The sequence below is a fragment of the Photobacterium sp. GB-1 genome, from assembly GCF_003026165.1.
Taxonomy (GTDB): domain Bacteria; phylum Pseudomonadota; class Gammaproteobacteria; order Enterobacterales; family Vibrionaceae; genus Photobacterium.
Window position 1 is genome coordinate 1 of the sequence record NZ_PYOB01000035.1, and the last position, 23,030, is coordinate 23,030.

At 39.7% G+C, this 23,030-nt stretch carries 23 protein-coding genes and 1 pseudogene; 14 read left to right on the top strand and 10 right to left on the bottom strand.

The genetic code is table 11. The annotated features are described in order from the left end of the window. Nucleotides 1–163 precede the first annotated feature (163 nt). Both C9J45_RS21580 and C9J45_RS20200 read left to right on the top strand, forming a co-directional pair. On the top strand, nt 164–316 hold the full coding sequence (locus C9J45_RS21580; RefSeq protein ID WP_158260233.1) for a hypothetical protein: 153 nt from the start codon (nt 164–166) through the stop codon (nt 314–316). A 75-nt stretch (nt 317–391) separates the two neighbouring features. Further along, nucleotides 392–654 (top strand): annotated as a pseudogene (locus tag C9J45_RS20200) (helix-turn-helix domain-containing protein); the annotation flags it as partial. Here C9J45_RS20200 and C9J45_RS20205 read toward each other — a convergent pair. Continuing rightward, complete coding sequence (locus C9J45_RS20205) at nt 647–2,392, bottom strand: DEAD/DEAH box helicase (protein WP_107208736.1); 1,746 nt, start codon at nt 2,390–2,392, stop codon at nt 647–649. The pseudogene C9J45_RS20200 and the gene C9J45_RS20205 overlap by 8 nt on opposite strands. Before the next feature lie 175 nt (nt 2,393–2,567). Between C9J45_RS20205 and C9J45_RS20210 the strand changes: the two genes are divergently transcribed. Together C9J45_RS20210 and C9J45_RS20215 are read left to right on the top strand one after the other, a co-directional pair. Then, complete coding sequence (locus C9J45_RS20210; protein ID WP_107208735.1) at nt 2,568–3,638, top strand: FAD:protein FMN transferase; 1,071 nt, start codon at nt 2,568–2,570, stop codon at nt 3,636–3,638. Nucleotides 3,639–3,896: 258 nt separating this feature from the next. Then, on the top strand, nt 3,897–4,325 hold the full coding sequence (locus tag C9J45_RS20215) for a GNAT family N-acetyltransferase (RefSeq protein WP_107292941.1): 429 nt from the start codon (nt 3,897–3,899) through the stop codon (nt 4,323–4,325). Between the two features lie 145 nt (nt 4,326–4,470). Here the strand turns inward: C9J45_RS20215 and C9J45_RS21855 are convergent, their stop codons facing one another. The 5 genes from C9J45_RS21855 to C9J45_RS20240 form a co-directional block, all read right to left on the bottom strand. Continuing rightward, a complete protein-coding gene (locus C9J45_RS21855) occupies nt 4,471–4,593 on the bottom strand; it encodes a hypothetical protein (protein ID WP_255418469.1) in 123 nt (40 codons plus the stop codon). A gap of 33 nt (nt 4,594–4,626) precedes the next feature. Next, nucleotides 4,627–5,583, bottom strand: a complete 957-nt coding sequence (locus C9J45_RS20225) for a DUF3137 domain-containing protein (RefSeq protein ID WP_107292942.1) — start codon at nt 5,581–5,583, stop codon at nt 4,627–4,629. A gap of 20 nt (nt 5,584–5,603) precedes the next feature. After that, a complete protein-coding gene (locus C9J45_RS20230; RefSeq protein ID WP_107247926.1) occupies nt 5,604–6,167 on the bottom strand; it encodes a LemA family protein in 564 nt (187 codons plus the stop codon). 165 nt (nt 6,168–6,332) lie between these two features. Continuing rightward, entirely contained in the window at nt 6,333–6,827 is a 495-nt protein-coding gene (locus tag C9J45_RS20235; protein ID WP_107247925.1) for an N-acetyltransferase, read from the bottom strand. A 310-nt stretch (nt 6,828–7,137) separates the two neighbouring features. Next, a complete protein-coding gene (locus C9J45_RS20240; RefSeq protein WP_107247924.1) occupies nt 7,138–7,977 on the bottom strand; it encodes an isopenicillin N synthase family oxygenase in 840 nt (279 codons plus the stop codon). A gap of 230 nt (nt 7,978–8,207) precedes the next feature. On the opposite strand from C9J45_RS20240, the gene C9J45_RS20245 reads away from it, so the two are divergent. The 3 genes from C9J45_RS20245 to C9J45_RS20255 all read left to right on the top strand — a co-directional run bounded on the left by C9J45_RS20245 (nt 8,208) and on the right by C9J45_RS20255 (nt 10,807). Continuing rightward, on the top strand, nt 8,208–8,573 hold the full coding sequence (locus C9J45_RS20245; protein ID WP_107247923.1) for a hypothetical protein: 366 nt from the start codon (nt 8,208–8,210) through the stop codon (nt 8,571–8,573). 112 nt (nt 8,574–8,685) lie between these two features. Beyond that, the gene (gene rsuA / locus C9J45_RS20250) at nt 8,686–9,381 is read left to right on the top strand and encodes a 16S rRNA pseudouridine(516) synthase RsuA (protein WP_107247922.1); all 696 of its coding nucleotides are present in this window, start codon (nt 8,686–8,688) and stop codon (nt 9,379–9,381) included. 235 nt (nt 9,382–9,616) lie between these two features. Further along, nucleotides 9,617–10,807: a Bcr/CflA family multidrug efflux MFS transporter gene (locus C9J45_RS20255; RefSeq protein WP_107208726.1), complete on the top strand. Its 1,191-nt coding sequence runs from the start codon at nt 9,617–9,619 to the stop codon at nt 10,805–10,807. A gap of 110 nt (nt 10,808–10,917) precedes the next feature. Here C9J45_RS20255 and C9J45_RS20260 read toward each other — a convergent pair whose 3' ends face one another. Next, complete coding sequence (locus C9J45_RS20260; protein WP_107292943.1) at nt 10,918–12,117, bottom strand: glycosyl hydrolase family 18 protein; 1,200 nt, start codon at nt 12,115–12,117, stop codon at nt 10,918–10,920. A gap of 408 nt (nt 12,118–12,525) precedes the next feature. Between C9J45_RS20260 and C9J45_RS20265 the strand changes: the two genes are divergently transcribed. Further along, on the top strand, nt 12,526–13,179 hold the full coding sequence (locus C9J45_RS20265) for a DUF2913 family protein (RefSeq protein ID WP_107208724.1): 654 nt from the start codon (nt 12,526–12,528) through the stop codon (nt 13,177–13,179). A 112-nt stretch (nt 13,180–13,291) separates the two neighbouring features. Here C9J45_RS20265 and C9J45_RS20270 read toward each other — a convergent pair whose 3' ends face one another. Next, nucleotides 13,292–14,464 carry an MFS transporter gene (locus C9J45_RS20270; RefSeq protein ID WP_107292944.1) on the bottom strand — a complete coding sequence of 391 codons (1,173 nt, stop codon included), beginning with the start codon at nt 14,462–14,464 and terminating at the stop codon, nt 13,292–13,294. A 212-nt stretch (nt 14,465–14,676) separates the two neighbouring features. On the opposite strand from C9J45_RS20270, the gene C9J45_RS20275 reads away from it, so the two are divergent. The 4 genes from C9J45_RS20275 to C9J45_RS20290 all read left to right on the top strand — a co-directional run bounded on the left by C9J45_RS20275 (nt 14,677) and on the right by C9J45_RS20290 (nt 19,033). Next, on the top strand, nt 14,677–15,453 hold the full coding sequence (locus C9J45_RS20275) for a helix-turn-helix domain-containing protein (RefSeq protein WP_107292945.1): 777 nt from the start codon (nt 14,677–14,679) through the stop codon (nt 15,451–15,453). A 346-nt stretch (nt 15,454–15,799) separates the two neighbouring features. After that, complete coding sequence (locus tag C9J45_RS20280) at nt 15,800–16,975, top strand: PcfJ domain-containing protein (protein ID WP_107247917.1); 1,176 nt, start codon at nt 15,800–15,802, stop codon at nt 16,973–16,975. A 39-nt stretch (nt 16,976–17,014) separates the two neighbouring features. Next, on the top strand, nt 17,015–17,803 hold the full coding sequence (locus C9J45_RS20285; RefSeq protein WP_107208720.1) for a helix-turn-helix domain-containing protein: 789 nt from the start codon (nt 17,015–17,017) through the stop codon (nt 17,801–17,803). Nucleotides 17,804–17,848: 45 nt separating this feature from the next. Next, the gene (locus C9J45_RS20290; RefSeq protein ID WP_107292946.1) at nt 17,849–19,033 is read left to right on the top strand and encodes an MFS transporter; all 1,185 of its coding nucleotides are present in this window, start codon (nt 17,849–17,851) and stop codon (nt 19,031–19,033) included. A gap of 52 nt (nt 19,034–19,085) precedes the next feature. Here C9J45_RS20290 and C9J45_RS20295 read toward each other — a convergent pair whose 3' ends face one another. Together C9J45_RS20295 and C9J45_RS20300 are read right to left on the bottom strand one after the other, a co-directional pair. Further along, a complete protein-coding gene (locus C9J45_RS20295; protein ID WP_107247914.1) occupies nt 19,086–19,772 on the bottom strand; it encodes a peptidoglycan DD-metalloendopeptidase family protein in 687 nt (228 codons plus the stop codon). Further along, nucleotides 19,769–21,019: an MFS transporter gene (locus C9J45_RS20300; RefSeq protein WP_107247913.1), complete on the bottom strand. Its 1,251-nt coding sequence runs from the start codon at nt 21,017–21,019 to the stop codon at nt 19,769–19,771. Before C9J45_RS20300 ends, C9J45_RS20295 begins: the two co-directional genes overlap by 4 nt. A gap of 268 nt (nt 21,020–21,287) precedes the next feature. Here C9J45_RS20300 and C9J45_RS20305 point away from each other — a divergent pair, with 268 nt between their 5' ends. Further along, complete coding sequence (locus tag C9J45_RS20305) at nt 21,288–21,773, top strand: GNAT family N-acetyltransferase (protein ID WP_199188145.1); 486 nt, start codon at nt 21,288–21,290, stop codon at nt 21,771–21,773. A 400-nt stretch (nt 21,774–22,173) separates the two neighbouring features. Further along, nucleotides 22,174–22,662, top strand: a complete 489-nt coding sequence (locus C9J45_RS20310) for a GNAT family N-acetyltransferase (protein ID WP_107247911.1) — start codon at nt 22,174–22,176, stop codon at nt 22,660–22,662. The last annotated feature ends 368 nt before the right edge of the window (nt 22,663–23,030 follow it).

Here is a 23,030-nt window from a genome sequence, read left to right on the forward strand (position 1 = left end):
AATCAAGAGTGCCGCTACGCCCTTTGATCCTCAATACCAAGAATACTTGGCAAAGAGAAAATCAAAGAAGCAATGCCGCAACTCTTGGCATGAACCTGCTCTCGCTGCTTTGTAAGTTGCTGGGTGCTAATCGGTGCCTTAGTGGAGGCTTGAGCCGTATGCAGTGAAAGTTGCACGTACGGTTCTTAGAGGGACGGCACTTGGTAACAAGTGTCGTCTACTCGACATAAATGAGTTAGCCATCTCCATGGACTGTTGTGATCACCAAGCGATTCTGTCGTATCGTAATTACCAAGCGACTTTGTCATTATGCTAACTACCAAGGGAATATGTCGGGACTGAATTAGCGTACTTTCTAAAGTAATAAAACTTGCTTTAAGGGGGGCTAAGGATGTTCTACATGGATTCAAAATCACAGTTTACTGTCGATATCATTAGCAAAGTTATTGAGGGCAAAATTACCATCAATAGCGCTACTCATTTACTACAAAAGTCACGAAGGACCGTTGAGCGATACTTGCAACGTTATCGCCAAGAAGGGATTCGATTTGTGATTCATGGCAACACTGGTCGTACACCTAGTAATAAAACGCCTGATTCACTCAAAAAAGAGATTCAGCGTCTCATCTAAAGAAGTATTACGACTTTAGTCTTTTTGATATTGATCTAAATCGAACAACTTGTCTCGAATAGCCCAAAATCGACCATTCTTACGGGCGATTACAATTTCAGGTGGACGTAAACGGTGCTCGCTATTGGCAACTTTTGTTGGGGCGGTATCGGTGAATGGACGGTGACGATCCACTAAATGAGGGTTAATAAACCGCTTAAGAAACTCTTGTTTCTGGGTTTTATTAGAAAGCGTCCACACTTCGTTAATTTCATTACCTTCATCGCCGACATAAACCACTTTAAGCTGTGGTTTCTCGAATTTATTTTTTCCTGGCTCTAAGCGCATGTCGGTGCATTTCATGATCATGGCGTCTTTAAGTTTTAACGCCTCACGCAGCTTTTTATCAGGATCAACCATCACCGCATCGCAAAGGTGGCAGCGTCTTGCGGCGATATCGTTGTCAGCGCCACATTCTTCGCAGTATTTAGCACGGAAACGATAACCACATTCCTCACGCTCGCCAGTTTCATCATCTTCAAAATAGCCTTGGCAACGACGTCCATAGTGCTCAACTAAAAAGCCTGCGGGATCGAGTTTGCCCCAGAAACTGTTTTTAAAACCACAAGCAGGGCAAGGTACCATTACGACTTCACTCTCTGAGTTGGGTTTTGGATCACCCACTTCAGGTTGGTATAAATCGTAACAGTTACCCGCATACTCCAATACTAAACAGTCTTTTTTACCATCAGCTAAACGTAAGCCTCGACCAACAATTTGCTGATATAAGCTGATAGATTCTGTTGGGCGAAGAATAGCAATTAAATCGACATGTGGCGCATCAAAGCCAGTCGTTAATACTGAAACGTTAACTAAGTATTTAATCTTTTGCGCTTTGAAATCATTGATAATGCGATCGCGTTCATCAAGAGGGGTATCACCAATCACCAACGCGGCATTTTCACCGGATAAGTAGCCCATGATTTCTTGTGCGTGATTAACGGTTGAGGCGAATATCATCACACCTTTACGATCTTTGGCGTACTCAATCACCTGTTCAATGATCATTGGTGTTGCACGCTCTGATTTTCCAATCACGCTATCTAAATCGGCTTCTTTGTAGTGGCCTGTCGATGAAGGGGTAATAGATGAGAAATCATAACCAATCACTGCCATATCCATGATTTTGGGCTCGGTTAAAAAGCCTTCGTCTAATAGATAGCGAATCGGTAATTCAAAAATACAGTCGCGGAAGAAGCGATCTTGTTCAGTACGAACCTGACCTCGGGTATGGTATTTGTAAATCCAGCCCATGCCTAAGCGATAAGGTGTCGCGGTTAAGCCAAGGATTTTAATGTTTGGGTTTACGTCTTGAACGTGCTTGATAACTTTGCGATAAGCACTGTTTTCATCGTCAGGTACACGGTGACATTCATCAATAACTAATAATGAAAATTGTTCTTTGAACTTATCTAAGCTGTTTGCCATTGATTGAACAGAAGCAAACACCACTTGTTGGTCGGTTTCTTTTCGACCTAATCCAGCAGAAAAAATAGAGGCTTTTAAGCCGTAACTTTCATATTTGGCATGGTTTTGCTCTACCAACTCTTTAACGTGGGTTAATACAAGCACGCGCCCACGAGCAATACGTGCAAGCTCTGCGACGACAAGGCTTTTACCTGCGCCTGTTGGTAGGGTTAATACTGCTGGGGTGTTGTGTTTACGAAAATAGTGGATAGTCGCGTTAACACTGTCTTGCTGATAAGGACGAAGGGTATACATAGAAACTATTCTGGCGTAACTGAAAACTTAACTAGTGTACATTTAACCAGTGATTTGGCAAAGCCTTCATTCATTGTTCTCAGGTTAGGTTAGATGCGGTGTTTTGCCTCTGTCTAGTAGTGTTTGGTAACTGTTGGTAAACTTTACATACATTATGTATCAATAAGGTTTTTGTATGTTTACGAAAACGTCGAATGTTTTCCTGAAGCGAAGCTGCGCTGCGTTATTTACACTGTCTGCAACTATGATGTTGTCGGGTTGTAGTGAGCCTCCAAAGTTAGAAAAAATCGCAGGCTATGCAGAAGGCACTAGCTACCATGTGAGTTACTGGTCTAAAGATGATGTTTCATCGGCGAAGGTACAAGCCCAGTTTAATAAAGCATTAGACGCGATTGATAAAGAATATTCTACGTATCGCGGTGATTCGTATATTTCTAAGTTTAATAAAAGCACTTCAACGGAGTGGCAGCCGGCCTCGAAAGATTTTATTTATATGTTGTCTATAGCAAAGGCAATCAATAAAGAAAGTCATGGTTGCTATGATCCTACTATTCAGCCGCTATATAAACTTTGGGGCTTTCAAAGCGATAAATTAAATGTGCCAACAGCCGCCGAGATTGCAAAGGTACGTGCTGATATTGGTATTGATAAAATTGAAATAGATCCTGAACACTTACGTATTAGAAAAACCATTCCCCAGTTGCAGATTGATTTATCTTCAATGGGTGAAGGTTATGCGATTAGCCGTTTAAGCCAAATTTTAGAGTCGGATGGTGTTGAGAACTACTTGGTTGAGTTCGGTGGCGATATGAAGATTAAAGGTCATAAGCCAATGGGTGAGAAGTGGCGTGTGGCGATTGAGCAACCTGTAGCACTCAAAGACGGTATTCATCCTTATCAAATCGTGACGATTAATGATGAGAATGGTGTATCACTTAACACTTCAGGTACGTATCACCATAACTTTAAGGATGGCAAAAAAGATTACTCACATATTCTTGATGCAAGAACAGGCGCACCGATCACCCATGATCTTGTTTCCGCATCTGTGTTTGGTAATGATCCTATTCGAGGTGATGCGTGGGCTACAACTATGCTGTGTTTAGGTCCTGATGAAGGGAAAGCGGTAGCAAATGAAGAATCATTACCGGTTTACTATATTCAAGATGTTGATGGTGCGTTTAAGAACTCAAAAAGTAATGCGTTGATTCAAGATACAAACATCACATTAAGCCAACAGAAATAAAGTGTGAGTTTAGACATTTCACACGATTTTAAAATTTCTGATTTAAGCAGAAGCCTTATTTAGAGTAATTCTCTAGATAAGGCTTCGTTTTTCAACAAGCTAACTAAAATTTATACATAGTATTGAAATCTTTCTCAGTAATTATAACGATATGGGTTACCAAACTAAACGTTATATAGGAACGTTTACGTTTGAAAGGGTGGATTAATTAAAGGATTAATAGAAGCTATGGCTTAGTGGTTATAGGTTCTTTTTTATATGGATTTAACGTTAATGGAAATAAAACCAATTACCTGGCAGCAGGCAATAACAGTTCGACATCGTGTTCTATGGCCGTCTAAACCTGAGTCGTTTTGTAAAGTGGAAGGGGATGAGACAGCAACGCACTTTGGGGCGTTTATTAATAATGAGCTCGTCTGTGTGTCTTCGGTTTTTATCGAAGAAAACGTAGCTCGATTACGTAAGTTTGCCACTCTCACCGAATATCAAGGTAAAGGTATTGGTACTGTGATGATCCAAGAGATCTTTACTTATCTAAAAACGACTAATGTGGAATATTTCTGGTGTGATGCACGAACAAGTGCCATTGGTTTTTACCAGCGTTTAGGGCTGACCACATCTGGCGATACGTTTTATAAGTCAGATGTGGAATATGTCAAAATGGGGTGTAACTTAAACTTGCTGTGAGGTTTTTATTAACTTAACGAGTTGCGCTTGTGCCTGATCTATTGGCGAGTTGAGAAAACATATCGGCATTATGATTCTTTATTTCTATCCATATGCCATGCCGTCACTGGGATCGCTCATTTTGATGATCTGGGGAAGGTGGTGATTAAGATAGTTCGGTGTAATGAATGTTCGTTTTATTTTCTTCAAACGTTTGCTGCTGTGCTTGTCGATCAATAATCGTAGGATCATCATCGCTAAGAGCAAGAATATAATTAATGTTATTCATCAGCAGTGTGCCATTACGGTTTAAATATATGGATTAGCGCTTCGTCCAGATGCGAGTATTGAGATCTAAATCGCTTACAATATCGATGACAAATTGTAAGTCTTGGGCAATCGCTTTAACAGACTCCAGTGAGTCCGAGGATGTAAACAATGCGGGCTCAAAGTAGTTTTTATGACTATTCATCGCGATATAAATATTATTATCGATGAATGATAATGAGACACGATTTTTAGCTTTAGTAACAAAATCGACTAATCGTTCCATCATCGCAGGCGTTAATAAGTATCGCGCTTCAATTTGATCGCTACTATAGACCGAAAAGTATTGCTCAAAGTTTGGATTTTCTAGATCTACACGTCTATTTTCGCGGTTAAACAGGTGAGATACGGCATCACCAATTGCCGTAATAAATGCGTTTTTTGCTGGTAAAATGAGTGTCTGACTATTGAAGTGTTTATTGGCGTCGGCAATAAATAATATTCCACGAAAAATGGTTTCCCATTCCTCGCGGTTTTCTTTTTGATTCACGCGCTGCTTTTTAATTTGTGTCTCTAACTCTGAAAAACGCAGTGTCGTTTTTCCGATTGTACCTTGGACAAAGTCTTCACCACGAAAGCTATCATAATGCTGTGGAAAGAGTTGGCAGGCTTTATAGTCTTGTTCGGAAACAGAGCCGAGAGGCTGATAATCAAAACTCTCATTGATGTTAGCGAGTAGGGCGGTAACCACTTTTTGTTTATAACTGACGCAGTATTGTTGCTTCTGTTTTGAAAAGCGTACCAGCATAAAAATAGCAACAATAAAACTTGCGATAATACCCAAAGGTAAGGCATTAAAATGAAGTGCAGTTGGGATCGCAATAGCAGCTGTAATACCTCCAACCGCAAGCGCAATCCATAACTGTTTAACGACATGTAAGCGAGTAGACTCTAGTGACGACAGCTGTGTTCTCAGCTTTTGTTCGTATAAGGCTGAAATACGATCTTCCATGGTGAAACCTAATTATTGGGTTATTTGTTATTAAACAGTTCAGCAGCATTGACGTTTTGACGCTCTACTTCTGGAATGTCAAACAAAGGTAATGTGGTTAGCTTCATGTGGTTAGCGATGATGCTTGATGGAAACATCTCTACAGCATTATTGAAATTAGTGACAGATGCGTTAAAAGTACGACGCGCTGCAGACAGTTGAGCTTCAATTTCATTCATGGAACGCATTACAGTATCAATATTCTCGTTGGCTTTTAGTTCTGGATATGCTTCAACAGCCATACGGAAATGAGAGAGTGCAGTGCTAACTTGCTTGTCTAGAGCGGCTTTCGCATCTGTGCTGGTGGCATTGCTTGCTTGGCTACGAAGCTCTGTTAATTCCGTTAATACCGATTTTTCATGTTGCATATATGCTTTGGCGGTTTCAATTAAATTTGGTAGTAAGTCAAAACGTTTCTTCAGCATTACATCAATGCTTGATTCTGCATTGGCAACTTGGTTCTTTTTACCAATTAAACCGTTACGTAGGCTGATGTAGGCAAGGGCAATAATAACAATAACGCCGATAGTGATGAAAAGACCCATATAATTCCTTGGTATTTATATTGAAAAGACGTGATATAGCATTATAAATAAGCACGTAATTAATTGATATGCTTGTTTATATTTAAGGGGTTACGAAAAAGCCCTGCGAATGGCAAGGCTTTAGACGTGGTTCAATCCATTTTTACATAAAGTAAAGGGAGGCCGTTACGATGCGACGTGAAGTGGCACTGTTTTTTCAGCAAGGTTTTTGGTCATAACACAGAACTGGCGACGTGGCACAAAGCCATGGCGTTCGTAAAAAGTACGAGCACCCGCATTACCAATATTTACTTCCAGTGATAGGGCTTTAACACCATCGTTCATAACACGATCTTCAACTTGCGGCATTAATGATGCGCCAATGCCTTTTTGTCGCCACTCTGGTTTTAAATAGAATTGGTCAATAAACCCTACTTTACCGCCATGTTCAAGGCTGAAGGCATAACTTACCACAAGGTGTCCTGCGACACAGGTCTCACCATTTTCTTCAACTTCAATAAACCAAGCTTGCCCAAGCTCTGGTGTTGATAATAGTTGTTTTACCGCTGTTGCTGTTTGCTCTACCTTTTGCGGTAGGGCTTCGTAAGCAAATAATTCGTCAATGAGATTGAGAAAAGTATCAAGAGATGAAAGCACAGGTTTCGTTAACGAGATTTTCATACGGAGTCCCTAAGTAAGATCTATACACAACCAATTAAGCTATCAATGAACTATAGATCTGAAAGTCTGAATGTAAACGTAATCAAAAAATAAATGATGTATTGTTCGATATGCTAATAATAGATTGTTTGCATAATAAATAGATTTGTAACTCTTCGATAATGAGACCAGAAACACGAAAAAATGTTCATATTTTAGATTGTAACCTCATAATTTTTTTATGAAGTCTCTCGACTGACCGAACCCTAGTATCAAAACAGAGATCAAAGCCGAGAGCCATTTCTACACTTAGTGCTTTATGTCTTAGAAATTAGATAACACCAAGTTCACGTAAACGTTCCATTAAATACTCATGTGCGGTGTATTTTTCTGAAAGGATAACGTCTGGTTTTGGGTGTAAAAACAGAGGTAATGAAATACGTGATTTTGTTTTATCTGCGCCTTCTGGGTTTATCACACGGTGAGTTGTGGATGGGAAATAACCACCGGAAGCTTCTTGTAGCATGTCACCGATATTGATAATTAAATGACCAAAATCGCAAGGCACATCAATCCAACTACCATCTTTGGCTTTAACTTGTAGCCCCGGCTCGTTAGCAGCAGGCAAAATGGTTAATAAGTTAATATCTTCATGGGCTCCTGCACGAATCGCGCCTAGCTCTTCGTCGCCTTGCAGCGGAGGATAATGTAGGATGCGAAGCAATGTTTTCTCACTGCCATCAATCATACTTGATAGTGATTGAGTGTATTTAGCGGAAACCTCATTAGGTGAATATTGTTCAACCCAACTTAGTAACTCTGTCGCAAGCGCATTGGCTTCTTGATAGTACTGTTGAATATCTTGTTTAAGTTCAGCTGGGCACTGACCCCAAGGGTAGTAGTGGAAGTATTCTTTAATATCTTTTTGGGTATGCCCCTTGGCGGTTTCTGAAACGTCGGTTGGAAACAGCCCGTCTTGGGTTTCTACATTAAAATGAAACGCAGTTTTTTCTTCACTATTAAAAAAGTCATACCACTTATCATAGATTTTTTGGACTAATTTTTGTTGGATAGGATGATTTTTTAGTACCCCAAAGCCTGTCTCTCGTAGGGATTCGACAAAAAGCTGCTTTGCATTATCTGCTGTGTAATCTACGGCTTCCAGTTTCATTAATATGATTCTCCAACGGTATCTTTTTATTTGTAGTAATCGTTTAGCTGAGCGCCATATATTCTATTTTGGAAACAAAGATGTAACAAGGATGTGGCGGGTAAAGTTCAGAAACATAGTATCCATGAGAGGAAATAATCAATAATAGTGGTATTTATCTTGCGTGCAGTTAAGTAAAGGTTAAGGGAGTTGTTAACAAAATAGGATAAAAATGATGGAGAAGGCAGAAGATGAAAAAGAAATTAGCAATACTATGTTCCTGCTTATTCATTAGTATGAGTATATTCGCAGGTACGATTAATCCATTTACGATCTCGTCAAAGTATGAACAAGGTTATAAGGATTATCAAACCTATAGCGGTAACGTGGTGATGCATATTCGGCGTGGTATAGCGGTTAAAATCGCCAGTGCTCATATTCATAGCGATAAACAAGAAACGATTTATCAAGGTGATGTAGCGGTGAGCTTTCCTTTCACCAATGAGAAAAATCAATTCGTGGTGATAACCTCAGATAAGGTAACGGTTAGAAAAGAGCAAGATAATAGCATTACCTTGTTGGCTAATAGCATCAAGGTACATTACGAATCAGAGTAAAATGAGGACAATAAGGCATTTATCGCTTTGATGGGAGCAATAAGTTTTTAATGCATCTTTGTTATTTGGTCTTATAATACCGCTCTTTTGTAGCAATTAGCGGAGCCAGTTAATGAGGCTTGATAAATTCTTAGGTACCACATTGGGTATCACCCGTAGAGAAGCCGGTAAACTTCTTCGAGATAAAATGATTGAAGTTGATGGCGAAATCGTCCGTAGTGCTTCGTTTTCAGTCAGTGACGATAACGATGTGGAATTTAACGGTCGCCCGCTAAAGCTGCAAGGTCCTCGTTACTTTATGCTTAACAAGCCAGAAGGCTTCGTCTGCTCTCATGTTGATGACTTCAATCCAACTGTTTTTGTTTTGTTTGATGAAGTAAGCCCAGAGAAAATGCACGTAGCAGGTCGTTTAGATGGTGATACAACGGGTTTAGTGTTGTTAACCGATGATGGTCAATGGTCTCACCGTATCACTTCGCCACGTCATTTATGTTCAAAGACCTATTTTGTTGAAACGGCCGATCCAATCACTGAAGATTACATCACGCAATTTGAAGCAGGTGTACAACTTCGCAGTGAGAAAGAATTAACACGCCCAGCTAAATTAGAAATTCTTGGCGAGCGTGAGGCGTTGCTGACAATATCTGAAGGTAAGTACCACCAAGTAAAACGTATGTTCGCAGCGATGGGTAATAAAGTGGTTGGCTTACACCGTGAGCGTATTGGTACCGTTGAGCTTGATGAAGATCTCGCGCCTGGTGAGTACCGACCACTAACAGCAGAAGAAATTGCATCATTTCTAAAATAATTAGTTGGTGATGTTAATTTTATAAATTATATGCTGTAATAATAGGCGTAAATATGAAGACTTGTTTTTAGTCTGCATTGTTTATGCCTTTTATTTTATTAGATAAATACAGAATACGTGTAGCGAAGGGGATGCGGAAAAGGAAATAGCTCTTTTCCATATTAGAAAGGTTCTGTATACGTGTTTTATCGTAAAATATAAGCTTCATATGGAATATTAGCTCATAAGAGGTGCTATGAACCAGCAAGACAGCCCAAGGTTGAGCCTGCAATTGATATTGATCCTTGGCGCAATAGCTGCGCTTACGCCTTTAGCGATTGATATGTACCTGCCCGCAATGCCGAACATTGCCAAAGACTTTTTAGTTTCTCCCAGTTTAGTTCAGGTTACATTAACCGTATTCACCGCAGGTTTTGCTTTCGGTCAATTGATTCATGGGCCTCTGGCTGACAGTTATGGCCGACGTCCAATTTTGTTACTCGGTACTATCAGTTTTACTGTTTTAACCGTATTAGGTGCGTTGAGTACGAGTATCACAGAACTGACTGTTATTCGTGTTTTACAAGGTTTTGCAGGTGCTGCCGCAGCCGTCATCATTAGTGCATTAGTACGTGACATGTTCGAGCGTGAAGAGTTTTCTCGTACTATGTCGTTTGTTACTTTGGTGATGACAGTGGCCCCCTTACTTGCCCCTATGATTGGTGGTCATTTATCGGTATGGTTTGGCTGGCGTGCGGTATTTTGGTTTTTGTCTATTTTTGCTGTCATTGTTTTACTTTCCATTGTTTTTAAAATTAAAGAAACATTACCAAAAGAAAAACGTATACCTTTCCACTTTTTATCTATTATCCGCAATTACATAAAACTACTGTCTAATCCAGTGGTTCTCGGCTTGATACTGTGTAGCGGCTTTTCATTTTCAGGCATGTTCACTTTCTTAACGGCGGGGTCGTTTGTTTACATTGATCTTTATGGTGTAAGTGTTGAAAACTTTGGCTTTTACTTTGGTTTAAATATCATTTGCTTAATCCTAATGACCAGTATAAATGGGCGTTTTGTAAGGAAAAAAGGCACCCATTGGATGTTACGCCTTGGATTAGTTATTCAGCTGTTTGCCGGTGCGTTAATTGTTATTGGTCAGTGGCTAGATTTTGGACTCTGGGGCGTTGTTATCCCTGTTATGCTATTTGTTGGTGTGCTATCGATTATTGGTAGTAACTCAATGGCTTGTTTACTTGCACGTTATCCTCAAATGGCTGGTACTGCTTCTTCATTAGGCGGCACATTCCGTTTTGGTGTTGCATCTATTGTCGGTAGTATTGTTGCGTTAATGCCAGACAGTACGGCATGGCCAATGGCAGGAACGATGGCTGTTTGTGCAGTATTGTCTGCGGGTTTTTACTGGTTCTTAGCAAAAGACGCATAAAGCATTTTATTTTTACAGATGTCGCTGAAAAAAGTACGCCAGAGAAGACTCTCTGGCGTACTTTTTTGTGATTATCGAAGGTAAATAGTAACTTTAAACACTGTTTTAATTTACCAATCGTAATGCTTCATTGGATCATCTTCACGGTAAACAATCCAACCAGTTTCGTTTTTATGTGTATCGCAAATATTGCGATAAGAAGTGTCCTGTTTAATGGTGGCATTGATGGTTTCTATAATAGAAAGATCTTTATCTTGTGGATTAATATCATCACAAGGCAATTCCCATAACATGACCCCACCTAAATGATAGTCGTCTTTAGCTAAATGGACTTTTGAGCGGATCGTGGGTAACCCGTTATAATAATGTGTCGTGTTATTCTTTGTTACAGTATCTCGGCAAGCGTAATGTTTATCTTCCTTAACTAATACACCGTAAGTGGGGGCATGGCGAGGGTAGGCAGGTAATCCTAATGTAATACGTTGCGGATCTAAGTGGCGCTCTATTAACCAGTAATTTAAAGCATTGACTGAATCTTTATAGCTTGAGTGATCTTCATTTTGCATGTCATAAGTCATTAAATGAACCGTATCAAAGGCATTTAATGCAACATCGAGATAGCCAGCACCTTTTCCATCGTCATTAGGTTTATCTTTACTGCCAATGATCGCTGCGGTGAAATATTTATCTTCTGCATGAAGCCTATCTGCTAATCGGTTAACAAAATCAGCATATTGATTAGCACCATCTCCAACTTGAGGGTACTCCCAATCAAGATCAATACCGTCAAAACCGTAGGTATTTACAACATCCATCATGTCGTTGATTAGGTTTTCTCGATATTCTGGCGATGCGGCTATTTTTTCGTAAACGATGTCACGACCAATGATGTTATCGTCACTTTCATTTTTCTCGCTATCTCGCCAGCCACCAAAGGAAATAAATACTCTTCCATCAGGGTTTTGCTCTCTAAATTTTTGAATAGTGGAAGTAAGCTTATTTATTTTATCTGCAGATAGGGGAGCAACGTGTCCATCAGGGTGATATATCCCTTCTTTATCCATATTGGCGCTAGGGTTCATGAAGGCAATATTCAGATCACTGATTTCATTTGAATGCGGATTATCAAACCACTGATCATTGGCATCTTTCATATAGCTCGCATATACCACATTACGAAACTCTGTAATCTTTGCAGGTTTTGGTTCCTGAGCAACATATCCATTATAGTCATCCGAAGAGTTGCTATTGCTGTTACATGCGGTTAGTGATGTGGCAGCAATTAAAGCGGCTAAAAGAGTGTATTTCATCTATAAACCTTATTCCTTGTTAATTGATAACGTTCACAGTGATTATTCACAAATATATATTCACCACCTGAATGAGTGTCACAAAGCATTTTTCTTTAAAAGTAATGTTATATTGCAATTTTAAATTTGTATTTATTATAATCAGCCGAGTTAATTGTATTGATGAGGTTTATTTTTAGATTTATATTCTGTGTTGGTTGGTTAATTCCATCTTAATTGATAGATAAAACCAGCTAATATTTTCAATACATTGCTGCTTTTTTATTAGGGTATAACTCGTTATCATTGGCACCTATCTCACCTGACAGTAGCGTACGATAAGTGGAAATTTCTAACAGGAACCTTGGTTCTTGGTTAAACATTCGTAAGCTTGTTTTTAGCCGTATTTATTTTTGATTTTCTAAAATTATGACTTCTTTTTATAACGAAATTCTACATGTGGTAACGGAAGGGTTATCAACTCTGGTTACTGCGCAAGAGTCTGGTAAAACCCAGAAAAACCCGGTCAGTGAGACGGTTTTTTTAAGCGCGTGGGTGACGAAGATGATCAAACAACAATGTTTTGATCACTGTGTGTCTAAGACATTACTGCAATGGCAGAAACAATCTCGCACAATGGGCAAAAATGCGCAGCTTAAAGTACAATTTGAGCGTATTAAAAATACCCTTAGTGCGTTAAATGATGCTGATGGTCATTCAACGGTTATTACCGCTGAGCTAATAGATGATTTCTATCGTGTTGTAGAAGCCGCAGATTGGTTAGTGACTAACGAGTATGAAGTGAACCGCAAAGTGTCTCATCATACCGATGGTCAAGCATCATTAGTGGTGTGTGCTGCGCAATACAAGTCTGCGATGAATGAGCAGGGTACATTAATAAAACCCCTTTCTTTTTATATTCGTGGTAATGCGCAGCAATTTATCGATTTGGCCTACCAACAAGGTATTTTGCTGTTTAAGATCACCGACTACAAATCTAAAGTGAAATTCCACGGTGAGTATGTGATTTATCCTGATAATGCTGGTACACATTTACCTGAATTACCCACTGTGACGAATTAATCGCTTACAGAAAAAAAGAAAAGCCGCATAAGACTCTTTTAAAAAGATGACCTTATGCGGCTTTTTTGTTAAGAGAAGTTAACTTTACGGTGAGTTTCAACTCACTTGTCGATTAACTTGCTGTTGCGTTTTCACTGGTTTGTTTATTGGCTTTTGCCGTGATCAATTTTAATAGTACAAGTACAAATGAACCACCACCACAAACAAGTAATGTTAATGCTAGATTGCCAACATGTGCGACATGATCTAGGCCAAAACCGATGATTAAGTAATAGAACAAGCCAAGTAATGCACCCGCTGTTCCTAGGTGGTTTCGGTAATTGATTAAAGCAGTACTTAACAAGTTAGGTAATGTTAAACCAAATGACAGTGATACCAATGCCATTGGAATGAAGAACCAAACAGTTTCTTGTAGTAAGTAAACACCTAAACCAGCTGTCAGCATCATTAATGTCGATAACATTACGATGAGTTCACCGCGAATATGTAGGCGTATCAAACGAATATTAAGTAGTGAACCTAAAATTGAGCCAGCAGCTAAAACAAAGCTCGTATTACCAAAAAACTTAACGCTAGCTCCTAAGTGTTCAAACATAAATGGTGCAATGCTGTAGTAAGAGAACAGGGCAATATTTGCCAGCCCTATCATTAATGCGATATACCAAATATGTCCATCACGGATCATTTTATTTGCCACTAAAAACAAGCTATCACGTTTAATGTGGTTTGGTTTTGTATCTGGTAATGCAAAGCCACCCCAAAGTAATAGCAGTGATAACATAATCACCATTGCTGCGAAAACCCAAGTATAACCACCGTGAGCCGTCAACCAGCTACCAAGTAACATACCAATCACAGGGCTAAGACCAATACTTGTTGACGCAATAGAGAAGATTCTTGCTAAACTCGCGCCTTCAAAGCTATCTCGTAAAATGGTTTGGGTACATACAGAGCCAACAGCTGCACCAAAAGCACACGCACCAAAACCGTAAAGTAACCCCTGAAATGTTGGTGCAAAGTAACAAAATAGTGCGGCAGCAATACAAATTGCTATACCTAATAGGGTTGATAAACGACGTCCAATCACATCACACATGGTTCCCCAGAATACGACGCCAACGGCAAAGACCATAAAAAAGATCGATAGCGCTTGAGCTGCATCTGAGGTGGTTACTGAAAAGTGATTCTTAATCGATGTTAGCGCTGGGCTATACATCGTCTCTATGAGCTGTGGAAACATTAATAGCGAAATCGCTAATAATGTCGAGATTGTTTTTTTATTCATGACTTCCTCTTTGACGCTTGATCATCCACCGACGAAAGGCTAAAAACCGATATTGTTCAGTGGATGATACGTATTACTGCCATCGCTAATTCGTGAAGTGCGAGACTGTTATTTCAATGATGAGAAGTATATAGTGTTAATGATTGGTGTAATATTAATATAAGAACAACAAATGTCACTTTAAGGACAAGTTGCAGAAAGGAGCTGCTAATATGGCTTATATTCGAATGGAAGATCAGTTTTGTGCTGATGATTATCATGGTCTTGTTGTTGGGCTTGCTGCTGATTTAGCAGAGCATGATTCTGGTTATCACACTCATAGCAAAGATCAGTTATTGTTTTCTCATCATGGTTGCATGGTGATTAGTTTAGATGGTGTGAAGTGTGTGTTGCCGCCAATGCGTGCAGCTTGGATCCCAGCAGGAGTGGAGCACAAAGCACAAACATCCAATGTTACGCAATACCGTTCTTTGTATTTTGACCAAGATTTACAACCACAATTGCCGAGAGAACTAAAAATATTTGATATTAACCCTTTAATGTCGGCATTAATGGAGCGTATGGCGTTTTGGGCGTTTGATAAACCCAATAATGAGCAAGTTAATTCGGTGAAACTCTTAATTGAAGAGCTCAATCTTGCGAAAGATAGTCACTTGAATTTACCTATTCCAGCCGATCCTCGTTTATCCTCATGGTTAGCTGATATTGATGATGAGGGGTTTGTTGCTCCATCATTAGCAGAACTTAGCCTTATCGTAGGAGCGAGTGCAAAAACCATCACCCGTATTTTTAATAAAGAAGTGGGTATGCCATATCAAAGTTGGCGCCAACAATGGCGTTTATTAGCCGCTATTGAATTGCTGTCATCAAATTGGCGAGTGACAGATATTGCTCATCGGCTAGATTTTTCAAGTGATAGTGCTTTTATTCGTTTTTTTCATGATAAGGCTGGCGTTACACCCTCTAATTTTATTACAGAGTATAAGTAACAATTTTCGATGTTCTTAAACTGTCTGCTTTATTTGGTCTTAACTGTGACGAGCAAAAAAATAAAAACGTTATTCATACATGGTAAGCTACTTAAATAATCGTTTGAATTGACGCCATCCTTGACCTGATTTTTGCGAAAGAATTACCATTGGTGAACATAAATAACGCCTTCATATTATTTAATATATTTTCCGTACTAGGTTCTCATCCTTGTCGTTTTGCAGTTGAATCTTCATCTCGCTAAGGCATGATATATTTATCAGTTATTATTGTTTTTCATATCAAGACACATTGAGCAGATAACGATAATCATTATTCAAGGCTAACAGACATATATGGATATTTATGCTTGCTTGTTGTGCTGAGCGCGAAGAGTTTCATCACTCAGCGCCGTTAGTTTTATCATTTGATGAAGCCTTAACCTTTTTTCCTTTTCAGCTTGAGTTCTATGACTGGCATGACTGTCTTGCTATGTATCGAGCATACCCAGATGGGCACCGGGAACCGTTAGAGGGGAGCTGTTCATTCTATATTGAGCACATCGAATCATTAGAAGGGGGGAAAGCATGGGTAGATAGCATTCCTACTGGTTTAGTTGAAAAAGCCCGAGGCTATGCTGAATTTGGGGTGTACATGCTCAAGATTGCAGCATTGAGTCAGAAAGCCCGAGAGCTATTACTCCAACGTCCTACCTTATTGTATTTGGTATGCGAACAATATCCGTTAGATCAAGATGAAGTGTTAGCACTGTGCGAATTAGGTCAACGTGAAATCCTTACTCAACTTGGCTTAGCTTCGAGTCGTTCAGCATTGCGTTTTCTTGATCGGATTGAGAGTGATTTTTCAACCCGTTCGATTGTGATTATTATTCACCGCTTGCTCGATCCTGAATTGATGTCGTTTCAACTGTTTAAACATTATAAAACGATCACTAACTTAACCTTGCAGATCTATCTGCAATGGCCAACGTTAACAGGTACGCCGCTTGGACGGCATATAGCGCAAACCAATCAGCGTGAACGTTTTCAAATTAATCAAATTTTATCTGACGTTTTCCAGCTTGCTTATCGCGTATTAGATGTTGATTCAATCAAGCGTATTCATGCAGTGACTTCTTATGAAGAGTTACGAGCGTTACACGACAGGTGGGTGGTGGCGCAACACAGTATCAATTTTGTGCCCGATGCTAATTCCAATAAGCCTTACGTGATCCCTTTTGAAGGTAATAACAACATTGTGCCTATTCGCGATTATCAAGAACTTGAACAAGAGGGGATTGAACAAAATCACTGTGTGGCGATTTACCACAACCGGATCATTAAAGGCGAATATTTGGTGTATAAAATGTTCATGCCAGAGCGTGTTACCATTGGTTTAAAACGGCATTATTTCGTTAATGGACGAGTTAGTGGGACATATACAGTGGATCAAATCCAAGCCCGTAATAATAGGATGCCATCTTCTGAAACATTAGAGGCTGTTTATGGTTGGTTAGACAGTATGAAGTCAGCTAAGCCATAATACGGGTTGAATTTATTGGGTTACTCTTAAAGGAAAGCAATGCGGTTACTTCATTCGATAAAACGTTATGCCCCAACAGAAGAAAAAGCACCGCATTCTCACGACGATTTTGTACAACTTTTTTATATCCACCAAGGTTGCGGTATTGCTAGAACAGAGGATAAAAGCATACTGGCTGTTAGTGGACAACTTATTTGGGTGCCCCTAAATCACCGTCATCACTTGAAAGTGTTGAAAGATACCAGCTTAAGTATTATTCATGCTTCACCAGATGTTATTCCTCATTTTTACAATGAGATGGCGATCATCTCGACCAATCGCTTAATGGTGCAGGTGATGGCAGAAATTGAGTCGCAAGACATTGGCTGTGAGCAAGGTGCTGACAGCAATAGCGATGTTCAACACCATTATTTAGCGGTATTTCTCGATCAACTCAAGAAACAAAATTACCAGAGCGATGCTTATCAAAGTAATCATGATATTGATAAACGCTTGTTGCCGATTATTGAAGCGCTGACTATTGAACCTGATATTAAACTGTCTTTAGACCGTTTTGCTGAGCACTGTGGTGCATCTTCTCGGACTCTCAATCGTTTATTTATCAGCACATTTGATCAACCATTTCGCGAAATAAGACAGCAGTTGGTTATGGCAAAAGCATGGCAGTTGAGTCGCGCAGGTGTCGCGCATACAGATATCGCATTAGATTTAGGTTACAACAGCTTATCTGCCTTTTCTCATGCCTTTAATCGTTTTAAACAACACAAAGCTAGCCAGAAGTTGGCGAAAAATCACAACTCGTTGTCGCTAGTTCAACAACAAGACTAAACACATCTGTTTAAGATAATGACATCAATTAAGGAGATTGTTGTCATGTCTTTACTACGTTTACTTTCTATCAGTTTATTAATGGCGTGCAGCTATTTCTTCGCCTCTGATATGTATGCACCTAGCTTACCTGTAATGTCTAAGGCATTGAATGTGTCATCGACAGCAGTACAACAAACGGTGAGCACGTTTTTCATTGCGTTAGGTTTAAGTCAATTAGTGTGTGGCGCTGTCGCAGAACGCTTCGGTCGTCGTCCTATCGCGATATTAGGTGCGGTGATATTTATCATCGGCTCAGCGCTTTGCTTACACGCTGATCAACTCTCAGGTTTAATTATTGGACGTGCCGTACAAGGTATGGGTGTTGGGGCGTTGTTTTTATTATGCCGAACCATAATGCAAGACTCATTAACTAAAGAGCAGTTGGTGGATGTGATGTCATGGTTTAGTATTTTATTTATGTGTTTACCCGCCTCTACACCGGCTATTGGTGGTTATTTAGAAAGCCATTTTGGCTGGCATAGTAGCTTCTGGTTTATGTTGGGGTTAGCAGTACTGCTATTTGTAGTTATTGCCTTAGGTTTAAAAGAAACCCACTTAGAAAAGAATATTCATGCGACAAAACCAAGGGTTGTTGCTCGTGATTACTCCATGATTGCAACTAATCCGCAGTTCTTACGCTATTTAATCATGATGGTGATGGCGAATGGTGGTGCGCTGGTGTTTTATTTGATGGGGGCGTTTATTGCGAATGAACAATACCATTTACCTGTACAATATTTTGGTATGTCTTCATTGTTGCTTATTGGTTGTAGTTTGTGTGCGCGTATTTTTTATATTCGTTTTCTAAAATATACCGCGACAGAAGGGCGAATCATTAAAGCAGCAAGTTTTATTATGTTGCTTGGTGGGTTGACGATATTATCGAATGTGGTATTTCACAGCATGGCGACGATCATTATCGGCATGGGTATCTATTGTTTTGGCGCGGGTTTAACCACCTCTGTCGTGGCAGTCAGTGCGCTGTATTTATTCCCTAAGCATAAAGGACAAACGGGAGCGTTGTTTGGCTCATTACAAATGGTTGGGATCTTTACGTTAACCTTTATTGTGAGTCATTTAGCCAGTGTTGAATGGGTGATGGCATGTGTACTTACAACGATGGCATTACTTAATATGTCTGTACAACGCTGGTGGAATGATAATTCTGTCGTGTTGGCAAAAGCGTAAATAAAAAGCGCCTATTGGCTTGAAGGCTAATAGGCGCTTTTATGTATGCCGATTAATCTAAATCGCTACGTTTTAGGATTAAATTAGGATTCGGGCAATTATCTTGGTAAAAATCAAACTGCTCAGGATCAATCACACCAGGATAATCATTACTGTAATCACCCATATTTTTGATGATTTGAAAATGCAGATGGGGCGCCCAACCCCCATTTTCTTCCGTGTTACCCACAGCAGTAAATTGTTGGCCTCGACTAATATGCTGACCAACAGTTAATTGCGATAAATACTCTGTCGCTGTATGTCCGTAAAGAGTATAAAAAACATGCCCATCGAGCGCGTGTTTTAAAATAACAGTAGGGCCATAGTCACCGTTTGCTGCATGATTTGCGATACCATAAATTTCCCCATCAAGTGGGGCATAAACAGGAACGCCAGCAGGTACGCCTAAATCAATCGCCATGTGAACAGTGCGATTAGGAGAGTCGGTAAAGTTCTCTTTATCTTGATAAATCAAGCGGTGTTCAGCATATCGACCAATGACTATTTGTGCATTGGTGGCAATGGCTTGTTTTACGATTTCATCAGCGAAAGTATGCTCGTCAGTGACTTGCTGCCATAAATGACTACTTGGTGTTAAATCGACAACGTATCCTGTACCGAATTGTAATTCTTTGGGTATCACAGGATGAAACTCATGTGCACTGAGTACATTTTCGAAAGGGGTTTTCGTTTGTGTCATGCTGCTTCCAAATCTGATTGTGTGTTTTTATTCGTGCTCTTCGTTGGTACCACCACCATTGCGGCAAGATAGCCGATGACAGCAATCCCCGTTGGCAATAATAAGTGCACATTGACCATCATAGCAGTCAAATAACCAGTTAATGTCCACGCCAAGCCAACCATTGCACTAGAAAGCGCCATAGCCCAACCTTGATCGATATCACTCGCGCGATCTGAAAGGGCAGTGATGTAAAGAGGAAAACATAACGCAACCATGGATGCAGCAAAGATCATCGCAACCACATGAGAGGTCGGGGTTGGAGTGATCGCAAGTAATAACATGCCAATGGCAGATAATGCTGTTGTTGTACGTAGTGCCGAATTAACTGAAAAACGCGATAAGATCAGACGTGGCAATAGTAATAGTGAAAGGATCATTACGACACCAATTCCCATCATAAAGTATTGGTAGAACGCACTTTCTACCGAAATATTCCATTTCTGCGGGAAGATAAACGCAATGTTTTGGAAATAGAGGCTCCAGCTAAATTGGCAAATAAAAACGATAAACAAACAGTTCATTAAGCCTTTTTGACTACGTTTTAACGGCTTTACAAACGAGAAAGGGTTTTCTGTTTTTACAATGTGTTGAACAGGTAAACGCACCACAAACATCAAGATTAAACTAATAAGTGCAATGACGAGGCAGGCATAAAATGGTGCTTGAGCGCCATAACTAGATGATAATTTACTGCCAAGTGCTGGGCCAAATGACATGGCTGCTGTCATAACAACAGCAACTAAACTCATCAATGTTGCTTTGTTTTTCCCTTTGCTGTTATCAGCCAAAATCGCTTGTGCAATAGGTTGGCTTGCCGAGCCTAAGCTGTTGATCATATTACCGACAAATAAAATGATCACCGAGCTCACCACAATCGCATAAATCGGTAAGGCGAAACCAATAGCTGCAATCATCAAACAAATGGCAATCACGGTCTTACGACTGAACTTATCGGCAAAACGCGCAATAAAAGGGGTAAAGAACATCGAAATAAATGGGGCGGCAGACATTACTGTACCAAACAACATACGACGTTGTTCAATTGGCATACTCTTGGCAAATTCCAACGAATGATCAGTTAAAAATAAGCTGACGTATGCAGGGATCGTAATAAAAAATCCGGCAGATCCAAGAAAGATAATGATGTATAGCGTTATAAGCGTAAATAAGGGCAGCTGTTGAGCGGTGCGGTGTTGGTTGTGCATCTTATTCTCCCAGTGAATATGCGCGCTATTCTAATTCTCTTGGGGTAATTGGCAAACACTATCGTAAAGTTTCCGTTACCTTTAGTTATCCGAGGGAGTTTCGAAGTAAGTTTTAAAAATATGTGTCCTTATACAATCTAATATTCATCACCTTTCATTAACTTATTGATGGAAAATTTAACTGTAATCGAAAAGGCTGCATGATAGGTGTTTTAAAAGCGGCTAAAAGCCGTATAGAAGCGTTAGCCGATAACCCGAAATTTGAGTTATGGAGAACAGAGTGAACGTAAGGAAAGCGAACAAACAAGACTCCGGTAAGTTGCTAGAACTTATTGGGTATAAAGCTGAGTTTGACCGAAGTATGAAAGGGTTCAACGGCGAAATCTCCACAAATAAAGGCAAGATTGAACGAACCTTATTTGGCGACGTTCCGTTTGCTCACGCTTTGCTATTGGAAGTCGACGGCAAAGTTCTGGGTTTCGCCTTATTTCATTATCGCTATTCTTCCTTCCGAGGTCAGCCATCTATTTGGCTTGATGACTTGCTAGTTGTTGGTCGGCATAGGTCAAAGGGATATGGTGCCGAACTTATGCATGCTTTGAAAATTGAAGCAGGAAAGTCGTTAGCTTCTCACATTTCATGGACAGCTAGCCCCTACAACACCAAAGCCCATAATTTCTATAAGAAGCTAGGCGCAGAAGTTGAACGGATGGATGGTCAGCGTCCGTATTTCCGTTTGGCAATGTACGACTAACAAACGGTCAAGAAATCAAAATACCATTCCTAATCTGACAGAATCGCTTGGTGATCACATATGAGTTAGCTACTAGGCTAACTTATATTTGCCCCATTATCATTCAGATCAAATACTCATTCATATCGCATTAACGTAATTTTGGATTAGTTTTATTTACTGTGTATATCAACAGTTATAATGAAACGTGGTGATTTTATCGTTTGAGTTCTGTTTTTAATAAGACTGATTAAATACATTTTTTATTTATCACATTCTCTCATTGAACGTCAGGCGTGAAAAATTGTTATTAACTTAATGATAAATATAGATTATATCTAGTATGATAAGTTTATTTGCGTGTGTTTTTGCGCGAAAGTAAGAATGCTTATTAATATACTGTTATGTGTTTGGAGGGGAAATGGTTAGGGAAGCGACAAAAGACGATTGCGTAAAATTAGCGGCATTGTCCATTAAAGTCTGGCTAGACACATATGCTCGAGAAGGTATCAAAACTGAATACGCTGAGTATGTCTTGTCTACTTTCACTACAACCTACTTCTTAGAAATATTGGATACGATTAAATATCGTGTGTTTGTAAGTGAAGAACAGGGAGTTATTCAAGGCTATATAATGGTTAATCTTGAATCGCATTATCAAACGTCCAGTAATGGCTTTGAAGTCGAAAAACTATATGTCGATATCACTTTTAAAGGGAAAGGGTTAGGTCGAAAGCTCTTGAATGAAGTCGAAAATCAGTTGGGTAATAAATACTGGCTTTACACTTGGGTTGAAAATGAATCCAATGGATTTTATGAGCATCTGGGGTTGAGTCGAATAGGGCTTCTAACCTTTGAGTTTGCAGGGGCTTCAATAGAAAATAACGTGTATCAGTCAGCCCACACATAACAAATAAGGATATGTGTCGCGTAGCCGACACCTATCGAAGTGTTGGACAAGCCCAAGCCTCCTTATATAAGTAAATATTGGAAATATCATGAAGGGTGATGCCAAAAAGAAGTCGAGCGTTATCCTTGGTGTGAACCAATAATATTAATACCCTGATTTATAATAAAATCCTCTTTAATTCTGTAGCGTGAAAGCCATTATCCTTATTATTGAACGTCGGTTATCTGGGTCGAAATATTCCCGTTAATTGCATGACATGTTGGCAGCAGGGGCAAAAGGGTTGGGCTTTTATACGTACCGTTTTATTCGGTGAGGGCAACGTCAGTTACCCTGCTAACATGAACATAAATTGGATGGCTTGAAGCTGT